Origin of the sequence: Flagellimonas pacifica (genome assembly GCF_900215465.1) — a bacterium.
In the GTDB taxonomy this organism is placed as follows: Bacteria; Bacteroidota; Bacteroidia; order Flavobacteriales; family Flavobacteriaceae; genus Flagellimonas; species Flagellimonas pacifica.
Window position 1 is genome coordinate 211,931 of record NZ_OBEH01000005.1, and the last position, 18,881, is coordinate 230,811.

The following is an 18,881-nucleotide window of genomic DNA, read 5'->3' on the forward strand; positions in this document are numbered from 1 at the left end:
AATCTAAGCTGGTTGAGCTTCAAGGAAGATTGCCGGCAAAAAGATTATAAAAAAATAAGATGTATGAAGAATATTGAACACATAGCTGTATTTACATCAGGGGGCGATTCCCCGGGGATGAACGCCGCTTTGCACGGGGTAGCCAAAACGGCCGAGATAAACAACATAAGACTGAGTGGCTTTAGAAAGGGCTACGAAGGCCTCATTGACGGCGATATGGTGCAATTGGATTCCAATGAACTAAAAAAGTGGGTGCACAGGGGGGGTACATTGTTGAAAACCGCCCGTAGCAAAGGTTTTTTAACGCTGGAAGGAAGACAACAAGCTTTGGCAAACCTTCAAAAAAACAAGGTCGATGCCCTTGTTGCCATAGGCGGCGATGGCACCTTCAAAGGGCTATTGGCCTTTTCGGAAATCTGTGACCTACCGTTTATAGGTGTTCCCGGTACCATAGACAATGATCTGGCCGGTACCGATTTTACGCTCGGTTTCGATTCTGCCGTAAATACCGCAATTGAAAATATAGATAAGATCAGGGATACGGCGGAGTCGCATAACAGGATATTTTTGATCGAGGTCATGGGCAGGGACTGTGGGTATATCGCCATCCATTCGGGATTGGGTACAGGTGCAGATGCCATTTTGATTCCAGAGAGTGCCCAAGATTTTCTCCAATTGCTTGAAAACGCGGAGAGTTACGACCGTGAAGATGCCTTTATTGCAATCGTTTCAGAAGGAGATGAACTGGGGGCCGAGTTAGCGGCTTCAAAAATCAAGGAAATAAATCCTGATGTAGACTTGCGCATTACCAAACTGGGCCATGTGCAACGCGGCGGAAACCCTTCTGCTTTTGATAGAATGTTGGGCATACGCCTGGGTGTAACCGCTGTAGAGGCCCTTTTGCTCGGAAGACGGAACGCCATGGCCGGAATCTTGAACAACGAATTGTGCCTGACCCCATTTGACCAAGTGGTAAAAGAGCATCAAGTGAACGATGAACTACAGAATCTTTTAAAAATTTTCGGTAGCAAAAATTAAAATGAAACGATCGGCGACCAACATAACGCTTATTTTCCTGCTGACCGCGGCGACCATTATCTTTGAGATAAGCCTTTCAAGGCTCTTCTCCTACTTGCTTAGTTTTCATTTCGTGCTTATTATCATCGCCTTTTCCATATTGGGGCTGGGCATTGGCCAGATGGCATACGCCAAGTATGCCGCGAAGATCGACAATGCCTTGCTTGCATATCTGGCACTGCCGCCCGGCTCAATGTTTCTAAGTTCGGTCCTTTTGATCGGTCTTTCAAAATTGGGGATTGCATCATCCGTTGATTTTGGGCTGCCCGCTTTTATTGTCTTGTCGATTGTTCCGTTCGTCGCCATTGGAATTGCCTATGCTTGTATTTTTGAGGCGGATAAACGGCACGTATCTACCTTATACGCCATGGACCTGATAGGTGCGGCCGCTGGTGCGCTCGCCTCCGTTTTTCTGCTCAACACATTTGATTTGGTACAAGTAATGGCAATAGCAATAGGGCTACTGCTACTAGTTCCGGTAGTGCATTTGATAGCGAGCAAGAACCGCCACCCGAAAATACTTCTTCCCCTGTCGCTGGTCCTTATTCTTTTATTGGGATTTGCGGCGACCGTGCCCTACTTTGAAATACCCGTTGCCAAAGACCTCTCAAAAGACATGTACCGCCTGATGTCAAACCCTGCCATACAAAGTGAAAAACTGGAAAGCCGTTGGAGCGCTTTTGGCAAGACCGATTTGGTAGAGTTCACCTATCCCGACGGCACAATATCAAAGGTGATGTTCATCGATGGTGCGGCAGGAACCGATGTCGTCGATATCGACGATCTGGCGAATGACACCATAAAGTTGAGAAAAGTGTTGTCCGGTTTTCCGGCGGTATTCGCCTTGAATTTTTTAAAGGAAAAAGAAAAAGATTCCGCCCTGATAATAGGGCCGGGAGGAGGAATAGACATTGCCACTGCGTATTTCATGGGCTACAAGCATGTCGACGCGGTAGAAGTCAACCCTTCTTTTGTAGGGTTAATGCAAAAGTACAACCCTTCTACCTTTCTTGACAGAGAACATGTAGAGGTGCACGTGAACGAGGGCAGGAACTTCATGATAAAAAAGAAAGGGAAATACGATGCCATTATGTTGACCATTCCCGTAACCAAAAGCTCCAGAGGTGCCGATTTCTATGGGCTTACAGAGAACTATCTGTTCACCATGGAGGCACTTGCAGATTACCTAAACGGCTTGACCGAGGATGGGGCCGTCTATTTTACCATGCACGCAAGGCAAGAAGTGTACAAGATGTTGGCCAACTTTTTAGAACTTCAAAAACAGATGGGGATAGGCCAAATCGAGGCATTGAAAAAGGTTTATATATTCTCTAACGGGATGAACCCTGTCCTGGTCATTAAAAACCGACCTTTTGAACAGAAAATAATAGAAGAAGTGCACCTTGAGGCACATTATGCCGAACTGGACAGGGAGTTGTTCTATTTTCCGTATATCAGGCAAGAAAGTCTTGACACGATCGTACAAAACGTCAACTACAAGTGGTACATGTTCGATGACCTACTGTATGATGTCGCAACCGGCTCCTATAACTATGACGAGCTTTGGAAAGCGGCATCCATAAATTTAAAGCCCGTAACCGACGATTCACCCTATTTCTTTAACTACGACAATGGCATACCGGATGCGATGACCGCCCCGTTATGGCTCGGCCTGTTCATCATCGGGTGGTTCATATACCAACATATCACCGGATGGAAGTCTGTTTCCTTTTCAGGGAACACTTCCATGTACTTTCGCAAAAAGTTTAGGGTCTGGGCATTTATATCCTTTTTGCTGGGGTTCTCGTATATCCTTATCCAAGGATACCTTTTTCAGATACTCAACTTAAAGCTCTCCAATCCTTCACAGTCTTTTTCACTATTGCTCTTTACATTTTTGCTGGGCAATGGCATGGGCAGTTTTATGACGGGAACATTCAAAAAAAATCTCTCCCGCAAACTCATCGCATACACGTCTTTGGTCGTATTGGTCAGTATGTTTACCGTCTATGTTCTATTGCCCATTTGGTATGACCGACTATCGGAATTCTGGATAGCGGTTTTTTTATTGCTTCCTTCTTTCTTTATAGGGATTCCTTTTCCGGTATTGCTAAAAATGGCCGCCCCCCTTAAGGAAAGGAAAAGCCTATCCTATTTGTTGGGCATATCAAGTGTGGCCGGTGTGGCCGCCTCGGTTTTCGCCATTGTCATATCCATTCTGTACGGATACAGGTTTGTGTTCCTGATCGGCTTGTTCGGATACGGTTTGGTAATAGTGCTGTCGTACAGATTAAAAACCCTTAAAATCACGCAAACATGAAAAAATGGTCACTGTTCATTGGAAGTTATTCGGGCATCAAGGTATTTGTCCACTGGACCTTTTGGATCATCGTTGGATGGATATTCATGATGCACTTTCAGATGGGGCATGGATGGAAGGAAGCAATGATAGGCGCCCTATTCATCATCATTTTGTTCGGCTGTGTCGTGCTACATGAGTTCGGCCATGCATTGACGGCAAAAAAATACAACATACCGACCCGCGATATCACACTTTACCCGATCGGGGGTGTCGCCAGCTTGGAAAGAATGCCCGAAAAGCCGGCCCAAGAGTTGGCCGTAGCTTTGGCCGGCCCGGCGGTAAACCTGGTTATCGCGGGAATCCTTTATATTTTTCTCTATGCCAACAATCAACTATTGTCCATCTCGGAAATAGATCATATGGGAGGAAAGAATTTCTTGTTCAACCTTATGGCCGCCAATTTAATCTTGGCGGTATTTAATTTGATACCGGCCTTTCCCATGGATGGTGGTAGGGTATTGCGGGCATCGTTGGCATTTAGGATGGATAAATTGAAGGCCACCAACATCGCTACAAGAGTGGGGCAAGTTCTTGCAATCGTCTTTGTGTTTCTAGGCTTCTTCAGCAACTTTTGGCTTGTACTCATCGGTATCTTTATCTTTTGGGGGGCAGGTGCGGAAGCTGCAGTGGAAAATGCCAAGTCCGTACTTGTCGGACATAGAGTTCGCGACATTATGATAAATCAATATAGCAGTCTTCCGCCCGAAGAAAAACTAGAAAATGCAGTAGGCCTATTGCAGAATACCCAGGAACAGGGGATTGTTGTGGAGGAAAACAACAAGGTATTGGGTATACTGACACGAAAAGAACTGGTCAAGGGACTGTCAGAATACGGAGCGCACTACCCCATATCCAAAATAATGCGTGAAAACTATCCTAGACTTTCTCCCGAAACGCCCTTGACCGAAGTCTATCAATATTTTGCGGTCGGTAAGCTCACGCTTGCCCCTGTGTTGGAAAATGAACAAGTTATCGGTATTGTGGATATACAAGGCATAAATGAATTGATTTCAATAGAAAATTCACGGCCTAAAAGGCTCATAAAAAGTATGGAGCGTAAAAACTAGTCACAAACTAGTCACGTGGGAAAATTTGAAAGGTGGTTATTTAAAAGAACTATTATAAAAATGCAAGCACATCAAAACATAAGTGAACTATTGAGTCCCTACATTCTAGGAGTACTTTTAAGTACAGGGATAGGCCTTATCCTTGGATTGGAAAGGGAATATGATAAGATAAAGGATGAGCAGGGGTTTGCTGGTATTCGAACCTTTCCGATTGTCGCCATAATCGGTTTTATGTTGGGGAGCTTGTACGAAACTTATACCCCATGGTTGGTCATTGTAAGTCTGGCGACCATTATTTTGTTCCTTGGGATAAGTCATTTGTCCATCGTGCAGAAACATTCCATGACCGGTATAACGACCAATTTGGCATTGATCGCTACGTTTATCCTCGGTATCATGGTTTCGGGCCATTTGTACAAAGAGTCCATTGCCACGGCTGTAATTGTGGTTACATTGCTATCGCTCAAGACCACTTTTCGTTCGTTCATTAAGAACATAACGCCCGAAGAGCTGTTCGCCTTTATCAAATTCTCGATCATTGCCCTGTTGATATTACCGTTTCTGCCCGATAAGGATTATGGGCCGGAAGGTCTATTGAATCCTTTTGAGATCGGGGCCATTGTAGTAATTGTTTCCTTTCTGAATTTCATCGGATATTTTTTGGTCAAATATGTTGGGTCAAAAAAAGGAATTCTGTTGACTGCTATTCTGGGCGGTTTAATATCGAGTACGGCAGTAGCGTGGATCTATGCCTCCAGAAGCAGGGAATCTCCGGAACTTTCAAAAAAATATGCGGCAGGTATCATCATTGCTTCGGCAATCATGTTCCCTAGGCTTGCGGTTCTCGCCTATATATTTAACAGCGCAGTCCTGAGCTATTTGGCAATCCCCTTTGCCCTGCTTACTGTGGTCTGTCTGGCAGCTTCGTTGCTTTTGATACGGAGAGATACCGAACAGCCCAACACAGATATCAATTTGGGAAATCCGCTGAACATTTGGAATGCGATTGGATTTGGCGGCATCTATGTGGCCATCCTATTTGCTGTTTTTTACGGGAATAAATTCTTTGGCGAAAGTGGTCTTTATTATTCGGCCCTGATTGCAGGTCTGGCAGATACAGATGCCATAACCATAAGCATGGCAAAATTTGCTTTGCTGGATGAAAAACTGAGTCTGGCATCCAACGTTGTCATTGCAGCGACCCTGAGCAATATGACCGTGAAATTGGGGATTGCCTTTTTTAAGGGCTCCAAAAAAACAGGAAGGCTTGTAGGATATTCCTTTGGGGCGGTGGTTCTTCTTGGTATCCTATATATTTTGCTTAATTCTTGGATAAATTGAATTTTAAAACTATACCGAAAATGAAAATTACCGTATTCAGCACCTATAAATTTGACAGACCTTATCTGGAAGCCGCCAATGGTGGAAAACATACGTTGAATTTTCTCGAACCCAGATTGTCAGAAAACACCGTTTCATTGGCCCAAGATGCCAAAGCAATAGCCTTGTTCACCGGTGACGATGCATCGTCACCGGTGCTCGAAGGACTTCATGCCCTAGGCGTTAAATATGTCGTGCTTCGTTCTGCCGGATATAATCATGTCGATATAAAAAAGGCGACTGAACTCGGAATCAAAGTTTCACGTGTTCCTGCATACTCGCCCTACGCCGTTGCAGAGCATACCATCTCCCTAATACTCGCATTGAACAGAAAACTGGTAAGGGCCCATAACAGAATACGGGAACAAAATTTTTCATTGAACGGACTTACCGGTTTTGACATGAACGGAAAGACCGTTGGAGTTATGGGTACCGGTAAAATCGGAAAAATACTAATCAAGATCCTTCATGGTTTTGGTTGTAAAATACTGGCCTATGATGTGAAGGAGGATAAGGAGCTAGGCGAAAAATTTGGAGTTCGCTTCACTGACTGCAAAACATTGTGTAGTGAAGCTGATATCATAAGCCTTCACGTTCCCCTCACTCCAGAAACAAAGCACCTGATCGATACCGAGCAAATTTCTCACATGAAAAAAGGGGTCATGATCATTAATACAAGCAGGGGCGGTTTGGTGGATACCAAAGCGGTTATCGAAGGGTTAAAGACCGGACATATCGGGTATTTTGGAATGGACGTCTATGAAGAAGAGGAAGGCCTGTTTTTTAAAGACCACTCCGATGAAATTTTACAGGATGACGTAATCGCACGTTTGATGACATTCAACAATGTTTTGATAACAAGCCACCAAGCATTTTTGACGAAAACAGCCTTGAAGAATATCGCTGAAACCACCATTTATAATTTGGATTGTTTTGAAAAACAAATTGAATCTGGAAACGAAGTGATCGAAAATTAAAACAACATGAACATTAAAACTAAATAGCAATGAAAAATATACTCGTACCCACGGACTTTTCCGAAAACTGTGCAAAAGCCGCGGATATGGCGATTGAAATTGCCAGACTTTATAAGGCGGAAATCCATTTCTTCCATTTGATGCAAACCCCTGTGGATTGGGTAAAGTTGGACAAGCAAAAAGAAAAACGATATCCCGAGACCTTAAAAAAAATCGGAACGGCCAGATCGGCCTTGCGGGAATTGGAAAAAAAGGCCGAGTTGGAAAATCTCAAGTGTAGGACCTTCCTTGAATATCACACGGGGGAAATACACATCTTGAAACACTCCGGCCATTTTAATCATGATTTTATTATTACAGGAAGTAGCGGCACTAAAGGTACTGTCAGGGAAGTATTTGGTAGCAACGTTGAAAAAATAGTACGAAAATCCGATGTCCCTGTAATCGTGGTCAAAGAAGATGATATAAACTTCCCATTTAAGAATATTGTTTTTGTCTCGGATTTTATTGAGGACACCAGCAACACTTTTAAACACGTGGTCTCGATAGCAGAAAAATGTGATGCGAAAATTCACCTTTTGCGTATCAATACAGAATCGGACAGTAACAGTATTGGTCTTGGTTTAGAACCAATAAGAAAGTTTTTGGAAAAATTCCCGGAGCTAAAGAACTTCACGATGAACGTGTACAATGAAATGACCGTAGAGACGGGCATAAATAGTTATCTAAAGAATAACAGTGGCGACCTTATAGCCATGTGTACCCACGGCAGTACCGGTTTTTTGAGTTTGTTTTCCAAAAGTATTGCCGAAGGGGTAGCAAATCATTCGTCCCTACCGGTAATGACCATTAAAATTTAATAAAAACATATTCCGATGTCCGATAGCTCAAGTCAGATACAAGAAAAGCCTTTTTACAAACTATTGTTGGGAAGGACGGTCTTGCCACTTGTTACCATTTTAGCAATTGGCATCTTGTATGTTGTTCTAATGACAACCATCGATCACCCTTCCCTGCCATTCCACATTATCATTGTAACAGCAGCATTGGGCAAGACCATAGTGATTACAATGACCACCTTGAAGCGGTTGTCAAAATTGATAAAGATCTGTCATTCCTTGGAGCGTTTGCTATGGGTTTTTGGATTGATAATCATCATAAGTATTTTTTCCTTTGCGACCGATTATACCTGTCTTTACCAATTCAGCCATACGGCATTTGAGGGCTTACCGGCCTATTCGAATTCTTACATATATAATTTATACCACTTTTTTTACTTCAGCGTAATTACCTTTTCAACGGTAGGGTATGGAGATATCGTGCCCGTTTCGGATGTAGCCCGATTCGTAGTCATGCTCGAAATATTCTTAAGTTTTTTCCTTATTGTTTTTGCACTGGCCAACATCAAAAAAATACATATCAATGAATAGGATATACATCATAAAGGCAAACGGAGAGCGGGCACCTTTTCAAATAGAAAAATTGAAGAACTCCTTGGAAAGGGCGGGAGCGGACAAAAAGACAGTCGATCAGATAGTTGAGTATGTTGAAGGGACGATCTATGATGGGATAACGACCAAACAGATCTATAGAATGGCCTTTAGAATGCTGAAGGGAAAAACTAGGGTGGGCGCCTCTAGGTACAAGCTAAAAAAAGCAATAATGGAGCTGGGACCCTCCGGGTTCCCGTTTGAGAGATTTGTCGGTAAGATCCTCGGACAAGAAGGTTTCCGGACAGAGGTGGGTGTGATGGTCCAGGGAAGTTGCGTAGTCCACGAAGTGGATGTAATAGCCCAAAAAGACAATGATCACTTCATGATCGAATGCAAATTCCATGGAGACCAAGGGAGGTTCTGCAATGTAAAAATACCATTGTACATACAATCAAGGTTTCAGGATGTTGAACAGCAATGGAGAAAGCAAACAGGTCATCGCAGCAAGTTCCACCAGGGGTGGGTATATACCAACACAAGATTTACAACGGATGCAATCGAGTATGGTAAATGCTCCGGATTGGGACTGGTTAGCTGGGACTACCCCAAAGATAACAGCCTTAAGGACAGGATCGATAGATCGGGCCTGCACCCGCTGACCTCATTGACCACCCTGACCAAGGCCGAAAAGACCGGATTGCTGAAAAAGGATATCGTACTCTGCAAGGAGTTGTCGGACAACCCCCAGCTCTTGCAAGAGGCCGGGATTTCTAAAATAAGACAGAAAAAAATATTAACGGATTCACAAGAGTTGTGCAATCTACATTAAAAAAGAAATCAAATACAATGAAGGAAAATGTTGTTAAAATCCATTTCCTGGGGGCAGCCGGTACGGTAACCGGCTCCAAATACCTCTTGGACACGGGTGATAGAAAAATTCTGATCGACTGTGGCCTGTTCCAAGGGCTCAAAGAATTGCGCAATCTCAATTGGGAATACCCACCCATTGATGTTTCCAGCATTGATATGATATTGTTGACCCATGGGCATATGGATCATACGGGCCATTTGCCCAGATTGGTCAGACAGGGATTTAACGGCCCTATCTATGGAACCTATCCTACCTTGGACATTGCAAAAATAATATTGAGCGATAGCGCGAGGATTCAAGAACAGGAGGCCGAAAGAGCCAATAAGGAAGGATATTCCAAACATAGCCCTGCCGAACCTTTATACAACCTGAAGGACGTCGAAGAGACAATACCTCATTTTAGAGGGGTTCCCCCCTCACAATGGCTTCCCTTGGCAAAAGATATTAAAGCAAGATTCCAGTATAATGGACATATTATCGGTGCCACCTCCATCGAGTTGGATATCAAGGGCAAGCGTTTTGTTTTTTCCGGAGATATAGGCCGCACCAATGACCTATTGTTGTTCCCTCCCATTAGACCAAAAAGAGCGGACGTTCTGTTTATGGAATCCACTTATGGAGGGCGATTTCATCCGGAGGAAGAGGAAGCGATTCCCTTGATCGAAAATTTGGTTAATGATACGATCCAAAGGGGCGGTAGCTTATTTATTCCAAGTTTTTCGGTAGAAAGAGCCCAACTGATGATGCTTATTTTTTGGAGGTTGTTAAAGGAGAACAAGATCCCGAAAATCCCTATGATAATGGATAGCCCAATGGGTGCAAGCGTTCTGGAACTATTTCATCGAACAAGGGACTGGCATAAGTTGGAAAAGCACGAATGTGATGAAATGTGCTCCTACTTTAAAGTGGTGAGCAGTTATCGGGAAACCATGGAATTGAGAACTGACCATACGCCCAAGATTGTCATTGCCGGCAGTGGTATGCTTACCGGGGGGCGAATGCTAAACTACTTGGAAACCCAGGCCCAGAATCCGGCAAACACCTTGCTATTCGTGGGATATCAGGCGGAAGGGACCCGCGGCCGAAAATTACTGGAAGGCCATAAGCGGTTAAAGGTATATGGTAAAGAAGTATCGTTTGACATGCAAGTTGAGGAAATTGAAGGCCTTTCCGCCCATGGAGACCATGCGGAATTACTGGATTGGTTAAGCGAAATACAGAACAGGCCCGAACAGACCTTTATAGTACATGGCGAGCAAGAAGGAGCATTGGCACTTAAAAGCGGAATAGAGGAAAGATTTTCTTGGGATTGTGCCATACCGGAGCTCTACGCCATAAAGGAAATCACCATATAATCCAGTACAATGGAACAAGAGCTCACATACAAAGATTATTTACGGCCCTTAAAGCTGGCCATCTTTTTTTCAGTTTTGGGCGAAGCCGCCATTTTCTTGATTTGGGGTATGTTGTTATTTCCGGAAGGCAACCTTATACATAAATTTTTATGGACGGTCATATTCTGTGGATTGGGAATGGGCGCCACCGTTGGCGCCATAATCGCTTTGTTCGTCGTAGGGAGGTGGAAGGGGTTGCAGGCCATCGTTCTTTGTGCCGAACTGTCCGGAATCGTCCTAGGGCTATTTTGCAACTATCTATGTTATAACCTGGATATGCACTTTGGATATTTTGGCGGAAAGGAAGTCCCGCTGTTATTTGTGATCAATGGCATGGTCTTGGCCATTCTGGGCGGGTCACTTGTAGGCTGGTTTTGCTTTTCGGAAAAGGGTAAAAGGATACTAAACAAATACAATATATAGAAATGGAAGAAAAATCGAACACGTTAAAATATAAGCATCTAGGTATTTACACACAGAACGAAAATGTGGTGTATATGAGGAAAGATTGCCATGTATGCATTTCCGAGGGCTTTGAAGCATTGACCAGGATCCGTGTGTCCAACTTCAAAACCTCGATCGTAGCGAGTCTCAACGTTATAACCTCCGAAGTGCTGTTGCCAGGTGAGATAGGGCTATCACAGGCGTCGGCAAAAAAATTAGGGGTCTCCGTTAACGACACCTTGAGAGTGTCCCATTTGGAACCATTGGATTCATTGAGCTACGTAAGGGCCAAAATCTACAATCAAAGACTGGACTATAATGCTTACGAGGCTATTATTACAGATATCATTGAAGGGGATTATTCCAATATACATTTATCGGCCTTCATCACGGCCTGTGCGGGTGACCGGATGGATACTGATGAAATATCGGATTTGACCAAGACAATGATAGCATCAGGAAAACGATTGAATTGGAATAAGGAAATTGTTGTAGATAAACATTGTATTGGCGGACTGCCCGGAAACAGGACAACGCCTATTGTAGTGGCCATTGTTGCCGCTCATGGACTAACCATGCCGAAAACTTCATCCCGGGCAATTACATCGCCAGCTGGAACGGCGGATACCATGGAAGTACTGACCAACGTTACCCTTTCGGCAGGAGAGATCAAGGAAGTAGTGGAAAAGGAGGGTGGCTGCCTTGTGTGGGGCGGAACGACCCAGCTTAGTCCGGCAGATGACATTCTCATAAAAGTGGAAAAGGCACTGGACATAGACAGCGAGGGACAACTTATCGCCTCTGTACTTTCCAAAAAAGCGGCCGCAGGTTCTACCCACGTTGTTATTGACATTCCCGTTGGTGAAACGGCAAAGGTACGAAGCACTGAAATGGCCGAAAAGCTCAAGGAACATATGGAAACCGTGGGTAAGGCCGTAGGATTGCATGTTAAAGTAGTCCTTACGGAAGGAACACAACCGGTAGGTAGGGGAATAGGCCCCAATTTGGAGGCAATTGATGTTTTGGGTGTACTGAAAAATGAAAAAAATGCTCCCCAAGATTTAAAGGAAAGGGCACTTATGTTGGCGGGAACCTTATTGGAACTTTCAGGTAAAGTTGAGGAACAAAAAGGGCAGGAAATAGCGAAACACGTGTTGGAATCGGGCCAGGCCTATAAAAAATTTGAAGCCATCTGCACGGCGCAGGGCAGGTTTTCAAAAACGTTTGTTGCCCCCTATCAATTTGAGATGCATGCCCCCAAGTGTGGGACCATCAGAAAAATAAACAACCGCAAAATTGCCAAGCTGGCCAAGTTATCTGGTGCCCCACAATCGAGCACTGCTGGAATTCTAATGAATGCTCGTTTGGGGGAGGAAATTGAAAAGGGCCAATTGCTGTACACACTTCATGCGGAATCGAATGGAGAGCTCAATTACGCCCTTGAGTATTACGAAAATCATGATGACATCATTGTAATCGATTAGCCAATGAAATCAAGGGATAAAATATTGATTATTGGAGGATATGGGACTGTTGGGTCGATAGTGTCGCGGCAATTGGCAATGCGCTACCCATCAAAGGTTATCATAGCCGGACGAAATAAAGATAAGGCAGTGCATTTCATAAGGGAGCACGGCTTATCCGCATCTGCCATATATATGGACATCGAAATGGGCGATTTCCAAGAGGTCAGATTTGATATGATCCACACCGTGGTCAATTGTTTGGAAACCATGGACATGTCCTTTCTTTTGGAGTGTATCAATCTGAATATAAACTACACCGAGGTAGGTGCATCCTTTGAGACGCACAAACGATTTTTTGAACTGTCCGAATATATCGACAACGGACAGGGCCTTGTTATACCAAGTGTGGGATTGATACCGGGATTGTCCAATATACTGGCATATAACGGTGCCAAGGAATTTACTGAAGTAAGGGAGATACACAGCTATGTCATGCTAGGCCTTGGTGAATCCCATGGGATTGATTCTATCCGTTGGATGTTGAAAAAGACGAACAGTGCGTTTAAGATCAAAACCAAAAAGGGCAAGGTATCGGTCCGCGGGTTTACCAACCCGAAATCGACCAGATTGCTGAACGAGAAGAGAGGACGGGCCTTCTATCTTTTTGATTTTTCGGACCACCATATTATACCGCTTTTCGTAGATGTCGAGGCAGTCGATACCCGAATCGCTTTTGACTCCCGGCTAGTGACCAAGCTCTTTCACCTTTTTCAAAAAACCGGGATCCTTAAATGGTACGAGCGGTTGAATCCAAAACAGTTTAAAAGGGTGTTGGACTTCCTGCCTATAGGTTCTGAACGTTTTGCTTTACAGGTAGAGATCATGGGTTGCGATAGCTTGAGAATGAGCCAAAAAGCTGTGTATATCGTGACCGGGGATAACGAAGCTTTGGCCACTGCCACGGTAACTTCCTTTGCAGCCGAGCTGTTATACAAAAACACAGAACTGAAAGGATTAAAGCACATAGAAGAAATACTTGATTTTCGAGAATTAGTGAAATATCTGGAAAAACATAACATAACAATAAAAAACGAAAGAGGATATGAAAACAATACTGTTCAGCCTTCCGGGAAACCAAGAGATTACGGAGTTATTGGCTAAAAAAATGAAAGGGGAAATCGGTGAGGCCCAATTAAGAAAATTCCCGGACGGGGAATCCTATACACGCATACTCTCCGATGTTAAGGACAAATGCGTGGTCCTGGTCTGCACCCTGAACCAACCGGATGAAAAACTATTGCCGCTATATTTCTTGAGCCATACGGCCAAGTCGCTCGGTGCCATGTGTACATGTTTGGTGGCACCTTATTTGGCCTATATGCGACAAGACAAAGTGTTTAAGGTAGGAGAGGGAATTACATCGACCTATTTTAGTAAATTGATTTCAGGATTTGCGGACAGTATTACCACCATTGACCCCCACCTGCACAGAATAAGCTCCCTAGGTGAGGTATACGATATTCCAAATAGGGTGATCCATGCTGCGGACGACATTGCAAAATGGATAAAGGAAAATATTCACAACCCTGTTTTAATAGGTCCTGATTCCGAAAGTGAACAATGGGTATCAGAAGTGGCAATAAAAGCGGGCGCACCATTTACGGTACTGCAAAAAGTTAGGCACGGTGATCGGGATGTAGAGGTTTCCGTGCCCGATGTGGATAAATACAAAGAAGCGACCCCGGTATTGGTGGATGATATTATCTCTACTGCACATACCATGATAGAAACCTTGGAGCATTTAAAAAAAGCGAAAATGAAACCTCCCATATGTATTGGTATCCATGCCGTGTTTTCTGGTAGTGCCTATCAGGACCTGTACGACGCCGGTGCAGATGATGTTATAACCTGTAACACGATTCCACACATGTCCAACAAAATTGACCTAAGTAGTGTCATTGCCAAGGAAGTAATGGAATTAATGCACCATTGATGCCCATGAGATATGCCATCATCATCATTTTGTCAATGCATGTTTTGAATATTTGTGCCCAAGATAATATGTTCATTGGGCAACTGTCCAAGAGGATGGTCGTGCGCGAAAATTATGATGAAAATGGAGTTTTTCTAAATAAGCAAAAATTTGAGTCAGGAGAGGTAGAGAACATGGATGGATATTATGAAATAGAGGTGGTAACCGAACTTTATGACGAAGAAGAGAAGTTGACCGATACCTACACGACAACCTACCGATGCAGGCCCAAGGAGTCGAGCATCATGGTCATGGCCTTCCCCTTTGCGGAACCAAAGTCAAAGAAAACCGAGATCAATTCGAATTCCAAAAATTTTAAGGAGTTATATGATCTGGGTAATTTAGAGGAAATCGAATTGGAGATATCATTTGACTCAGGGCTTTTGGATTTCTTTGGCTCCAAAAGCAAAATAAGGATTTTTGATAGGGTTCTGGAGTCCGATGAAAATGCAAGGGAAATTAAATCGAAAATCAATATAAGGACCTATGCCCTGGGTATACGGATAAAGAGTTTCAATTACGAGGTTCTGGAAAAATTGACCGAGAAGGACCTATTATCGTTTCAGAAATTTACTGAGGAAGATGGCAGTTATTTTACGATGACCTATAAATGATTAGAAGTATGCGGAATTATGATACACTTTCAGAAGCTATTAACGGTCTACAACAAAGGGGGTATACCCATGATTTTAATTTAAGGCCACATTGTTTGGAATGCGCAGGGCTAAAACTGGAAATACACCCGGAGGATTTTAAAGTCGACGAAATATATCGTTTTGAAGGGATGAGCAGCACCGATGATAATAGCATTCTATATGCCATATCCTCCAAGAATGATATCAAAGGAATTTTGGTGGATGCCTATGGAGTCTATGCAGAACAGATTTCAGAAGAAATGAGAAAAAAATTACGATAACACTTAATTAAATATATATACTATGGAAAAACATGAACATCATAAGCACGAAAACATGGATCATTCTAAAATGGACCATGACAAAGAAGACCACTCAAAAATGGACCACACGAAGCACGACCACTCTAAAATGGACCATGGAAAGGGGGGGCATTCTGGCCATAACCCCGGGCATGGGCAAATGGGACACGACCATCATAAAATGATGATAGCGGATTTCAGAAAACGGTTTTGGGTTACATTGATACTCACCATACCGATTCTGTTTCTCTCACCAATGATTCAGGAATTTTTCGGGTACGACTTGTTGCTGCCCGGCAATCCCTACATTCTCTTTGCGCTTTCCAGTATCGTCTATTTCTATGGGGGCTGGCCTTTTCTAAAAGGATTTTGGTCCGAAGTAAAAAAAGGCGCACCGGGAATGATGACCTTGATATCAATGGCCATCAGTGTTGCCTACTTTTATAGTACGGCTACCGTTTTCGGTTTAAGGGGCGAGGATTTCTTCTGGGAGCTCTCCACATTGATAGCCATTATGTTATTGGGGCATTGGATAGAAATGAAAAGTGTCCTTGGCGCCTCAAAAGCACTGCAACTTTTGGTGAGTATGATGCCGGCCGAAGCCCATCGGGTAAAAGGGGACATCGTAGAGGATATCAAGCTGGAAGAGTTGTTGAAGGATGATATCATTCTGGTCAAGCCCGGAGAAAAAGTACCGGCCGATGGAATTATAACGGAAGGCACGAGCTATCTGAACGAATCCATGCTCACCGGGGAATCAAAACCCGTAAAGAAAGAATTGAACGACAAAGTAATCGGAGGGTCGGTAAATGGCAATAGCACCTTAAAGGTAAAAGTGGAGCATACGGGAAAGGACAGTTATCTCAACAAAGTGATTACGATGGTCGAGGAAGCGCAGAAGACCAAATCCAAAATGCAAAACCTTTCGGACAGGGCCGCAAAGTGGTTGACTTACATTGCCTTGGCCATTGGTTTTGGGACCTTGGCCGTTTGGCTCATTTTAGGGTTCCCCTTTGTTTATGCTTTGGAAAGAATGGTAACCGTAATGGTTATTGCATGTCCACATGCACTGGGTCTGGCCATTCCATTGGTGGTAGCGATATCAACAGCGGTTTCGGCCCAAAACGGCCTGCTTATACGAAATAGGACAGCGTTTGAGGAATCCCGAAAAATATCAGCTTTGTTATTCGATAAGACCGGGACCCTTACTAAAGGTGATTTTGGCGTTACACGTATAGAGTCTCTCAGTAGTTCCTATGCCAAAGATGAAATTCTTAGGTTGGCCAGCGCCCTGGAACAAAGCTCAGAACACCCTATTGCCGTCGGAATCATAAAAAAAGTGAAAGAAGACGAAATAACCATCCCAAAACCTGAAAATTTCAATGCGATCACCGGTAAGGGTGTTGAGGCCAAAGTGGAGGGCAAGCAAATAAAAGTGGTGAGTCCGGGCTATTTAAGGGACGAAAAAATTACGATTCCCGAAGATGCATACAGCGATGCCGCGGAAACTGTGGTTTTTGTACTGATAGATGGGGAGTTGGTTGGATACATCGCACTTGCTGATGAAATCAGACCAGAGTCGGCAGATGCCATTCGGGTATTCAAAAAGAACAATATTAAAGTACTTATGGCGACGGGGGACAATGAAAGAACCGCCAAGGCCGTAAGCGAAAAACTTGGCTTGGACGGCTATTATGCGGAAGTTTTGCCGCATCAAAAAGTAGAAATCGTCAATGATTTGCAGGCCAAGGGAGAATTTGTTGCCATGACAGGTGACGGTGTCAACGATGCCCCCGCCTTGGCAAAGGCCGATGTCGGCGTTGCCGTTGGTTCGGGTACCGATGTAGCAGCTGAGACCGCCGATATTATTTTGGTGAACAGCAATCCGCAGGATATAGCCAATCTGATTTTGTTCGGAAAAGCGACCTATAACAAAATGATTCAAAACCTTATTTGGGCAACAGGTTATAACGTGGTCGCCATTCCGTTGGCGGCAGGTGTTCTGTATTCGTCGGGATTTGTTTTGGGCCCAGCCGTAGGTGCCGTGTTCATGAGTCTTAGTACGATAATCGTAGCCATCAATGCGCAATTATTGAAGAGAAAAATAGGGAAGAAATAATGGACAAAAAAGAGAAACTCAGTAGGATATTTTTGGTTTTATTGAGTTTGTTCGTGGTGATGCTGGGGTATGGGATTTTATTGCCCACCCTTCCCTATTACACAGAAAGACTGGCCCTAAAGGACAACCTGGACACCGATCTGGTTAATTTCCATATTGGAATGTTGACCAGCATCTATCCATTGTTCCAGTTGATTTTTGTAGTGCTGTGGGGCAGATTATCGGACAAATACGGTCGCAAGCCAATTATTATTGTAGGGTTGATGGGATTTATTGTGATGCAGCTACTAACGGGATTTGCCACTTCGTTGGCGATGCTTTATGTCGCTCGCATATTCGGAGGCATATTCACCTCTTCCGTGATTCCTGTCAGCAATGCCTATTTGAGCGATATTACTTCTGAGAAACGCAGGACGAAGATTATGGCCTGGTCCGGTGTGGCAATTAGCTCAGGAGTTATTTTCGGGCCTGTTCTTGGAGGGTTTTTATCCCAGACCAATTTTCACTACAAGTACTCCCTCGGCATTCTCCATTTAGATCGGTTTTCCGTTCCCTTTATATTGGTTTCGCTTTTGGGTTTTTTCGTATTGTTTGTTGTAATAAAATGGTTGAAAAATACCGCTATAAGTGACAAGTTTGTTTCAGAGGGGACAAAATTCAGGTGGTCCTTCAGCAGCTATTTTTTAGTGTTGTTGCTACTGTCCTTTGTAATGCAATTTGTGGTGACCCTTTTTGAAACGGTATTTTCTATCTATGGAAAGGATGAATTGTCGTTCAATAGCAATCAGGTGGGAATCGGCTTTATGCTCTGTGGATCCGTAATGGCCATATTGCAGCCCGTTTTTGCGACTTATGGCGAAAGGCTCTTGACTACAAAACAACAAATTGGTACGGGGTTGTTGATTTCTGGGATTACCCTGATCGTTTTTCCATTCTTTAAGGATGAATTCGTGATATACGGGCTAATTGTTGTGTTCGCCGCAGGAGGTGCCATGGTAACCCCCAATTTACTGTCGGCAATCTCGTTGATTTCCAAAGAAAACACCGGACAAAATATTTCCATTCAAAGTTCTACAAACAGTATTGGACAGATTTTAGGCCCTGTGTTGGGGACATGGCTGATATCGGGAGGATTTTATTATCCATTTGTAATTGCGGGATCGGTCGTTTTATTGGCTTTGGCCCTGGTTTTGCCTTCCTTAAAACTAAACCTTGAACCAACATAGGGAAAGCCCGAACAAGTCAAATTGAACTCCGATGAAGATCACGAAATCGGTACAAATCGATAGTCCCCGAGGAAGGACTGCAGAGGATTAAGATCA

Annotated in this window: 17 protein-coding genes; all 17 read left to right on the top strand. The window is 43.7% G+C overall.

Features of this window, described 5'->3' with window-relative positions:
• Positions 1-63: 63 nt before the first annotated feature.
• From CRO15_RS15855 to CRO15_RS15935, 17 genes are read left to right on the top strand one after another with little or no spacing between them, the layout of a single operon-like run.
• A complete protein-coding gene (locus tag CRO15_RS15855) occupies positions 64-1,038 on the top strand; it encodes an ATP-dependent 6-phosphofructokinase (RefSeq protein WP_097046834.1) in 975 nt (324 codons plus the stop codon).
• Between the two features lies 1 nt (position 1,039).
• Complete coding sequence (locus tag CRO15_RS15860) at positions 1,040-3,397, top strand: hypothetical protein (RefSeq protein ID WP_097046835.1); 2,358 nt, start codon at positions 1,040-1,042, stop codon at positions 3,395-3,397.
• Positions 3,394-4,506, top strand: coding sequence for a site-2 protease family protein (locus CRO15_RS15865; protein WP_097046836.1), 1,113 nt, complete (start codon positions 3,394-3,396; stop codon positions 4,504-4,506). Before CRO15_RS15860 ends, CRO15_RS15865 begins: the two co-directional genes overlap by 4 nt.
• Positions 4,507-4,566: 60 nt before the next feature.
• Positions 4,567-5,847 carry an MgtC/SapB family protein gene (locus CRO15_RS15870; protein WP_097046837.1) on the top strand — a complete coding sequence of 427 codons (1,281 nt, stop codon included), beginning with the start codon at positions 4,567-4,569 and terminating at the stop codon, positions 5,845-5,847.
• Positions 5,848-5,867: 20 nt separating this feature from the next.
• A complete protein-coding gene (locus CRO15_RS15875; RefSeq protein WP_097046838.1) occupies positions 5,868-6,863 on the top strand; it encodes a 2-hydroxyacid dehydrogenase in 996 nt (331 codons plus the stop codon).
• 29 nt (positions 6,864-6,892) lie between these two features.
• Positions 6,893-7,723 (top strand): universal stress protein, encoded by an 831-nt coding sequence (locus CRO15_RS15880; RefSeq protein ID WP_097046839.1) that lies wholly within the window; start codon positions 6,893-6,895, stop codon positions 7,721-7,723.
• 15 nt (positions 7,724-7,738) lie between these two features.
• On the top strand, positions 7,739-8,293 hold the full coding sequence (locus CRO15_RS15885) for an ion channel (protein WP_097046840.1): 555 nt from the start codon (positions 7,739-7,741) through the stop codon (positions 8,291-8,293).
• Positions 8,286-9,125, top strand: a complete 840-nt coding sequence (locus CRO15_RS15890) for an ATP cone domain-containing protein (RefSeq protein ID WP_097046841.1) — start codon at positions 8,286-8,288, stop codon at positions 9,123-9,125. The genes CRO15_RS15885 and CRO15_RS15890 overlap by 8 nt, the downstream gene beginning before the upstream one ends.
• Before the next feature lie 17 nt (positions 9,126-9,142).
• Positions 9,143-10,522 (top strand): MBL fold metallo-hydrolase RNA specificity domain-containing protein, encoded by a 1,380-nt coding sequence (locus tag CRO15_RS15895; RefSeq protein WP_097046842.1) that lies wholly within the window; start codon positions 9,143-9,145, stop codon positions 10,520-10,522.
• A gap of 9 nt (positions 10,523-10,531) precedes the next feature.
• Complete coding sequence (locus CRO15_RS15900; protein ID WP_097046843.1) at positions 10,532-10,984, top strand: hypothetical protein; 453 nt, start codon at positions 10,532-10,534, stop codon at positions 10,982-10,984.
• A gap of 2 nt (positions 10,985-10,986) precedes the next feature.
• On the top strand, positions 10,987-12,489 hold the full coding sequence (locus CRO15_RS15905) for a thymidine phosphorylase family protein (protein ID WP_097046844.1): 1,503 nt from the start codon (positions 10,987-10,989) through the stop codon (positions 12,487-12,489).
• Between the two features lie 3 nt (positions 12,490-12,492).
• Entirely contained in the window at positions 12,493-13,632 is a 1,140-nt protein-coding gene (locus CRO15_RS15910) for a saccharopine dehydrogenase family protein (protein ID WP_097046845.1), read from the top strand.
• Positions 13,574-14,464, top strand: a complete 891-nt coding sequence (locus CRO15_RS15915; RefSeq protein WP_097046846.1) for a ribose-phosphate pyrophosphokinase — start codon at positions 13,574-13,576, stop codon at positions 14,462-14,464. The genes CRO15_RS15910 and CRO15_RS15915 overlap by 59 nt, the downstream gene beginning before the upstream one ends.
• Positions 14,465-14,469: 5 nt before the next feature.
• The gene (locus tag CRO15_RS15920; RefSeq protein WP_097046915.1) at positions 14,470-15,117 is read left to right on the top strand and encodes a hypothetical protein; all 648 of its coding nucleotides are present in this window, start codon (positions 14,470-14,472) and stop codon (positions 15,115-15,117) included.
• 8 nt (positions 15,118-15,125) lie between these two features.
• Positions 15,126-15,419 (top strand): phosphoribosylpyrophosphate synthetase, encoded by a 294-nt coding sequence (locus tag CRO15_RS15925; RefSeq protein WP_097046916.1) that lies wholly within the window; start codon positions 15,126-15,128, stop codon positions 15,417-15,419.
• Positions 15,420-15,441: 22 nt separating this feature from the next.
• On the top strand, positions 15,442-17,559 hold the full coding sequence (locus CRO15_RS15930) for a copper-translocating P-type ATPase (protein ID WP_097046847.1): 2,118 nt from the start codon (positions 15,442-15,444) through the stop codon (positions 17,557-17,559).
• Positions 17,559-18,785: an MFS transporter gene (locus tag CRO15_RS15935; RefSeq protein WP_097046848.1), complete on the top strand. Its 1,227-nt coding sequence runs from the start codon at positions 17,559-17,561 to the stop codon at positions 18,783-18,785. Before CRO15_RS15930 ends, CRO15_RS15935 begins: the two co-directional genes overlap by 1 nt.
• The last annotated feature ends 96 nt before the right edge of the window (positions 18,786-18,881 follow it).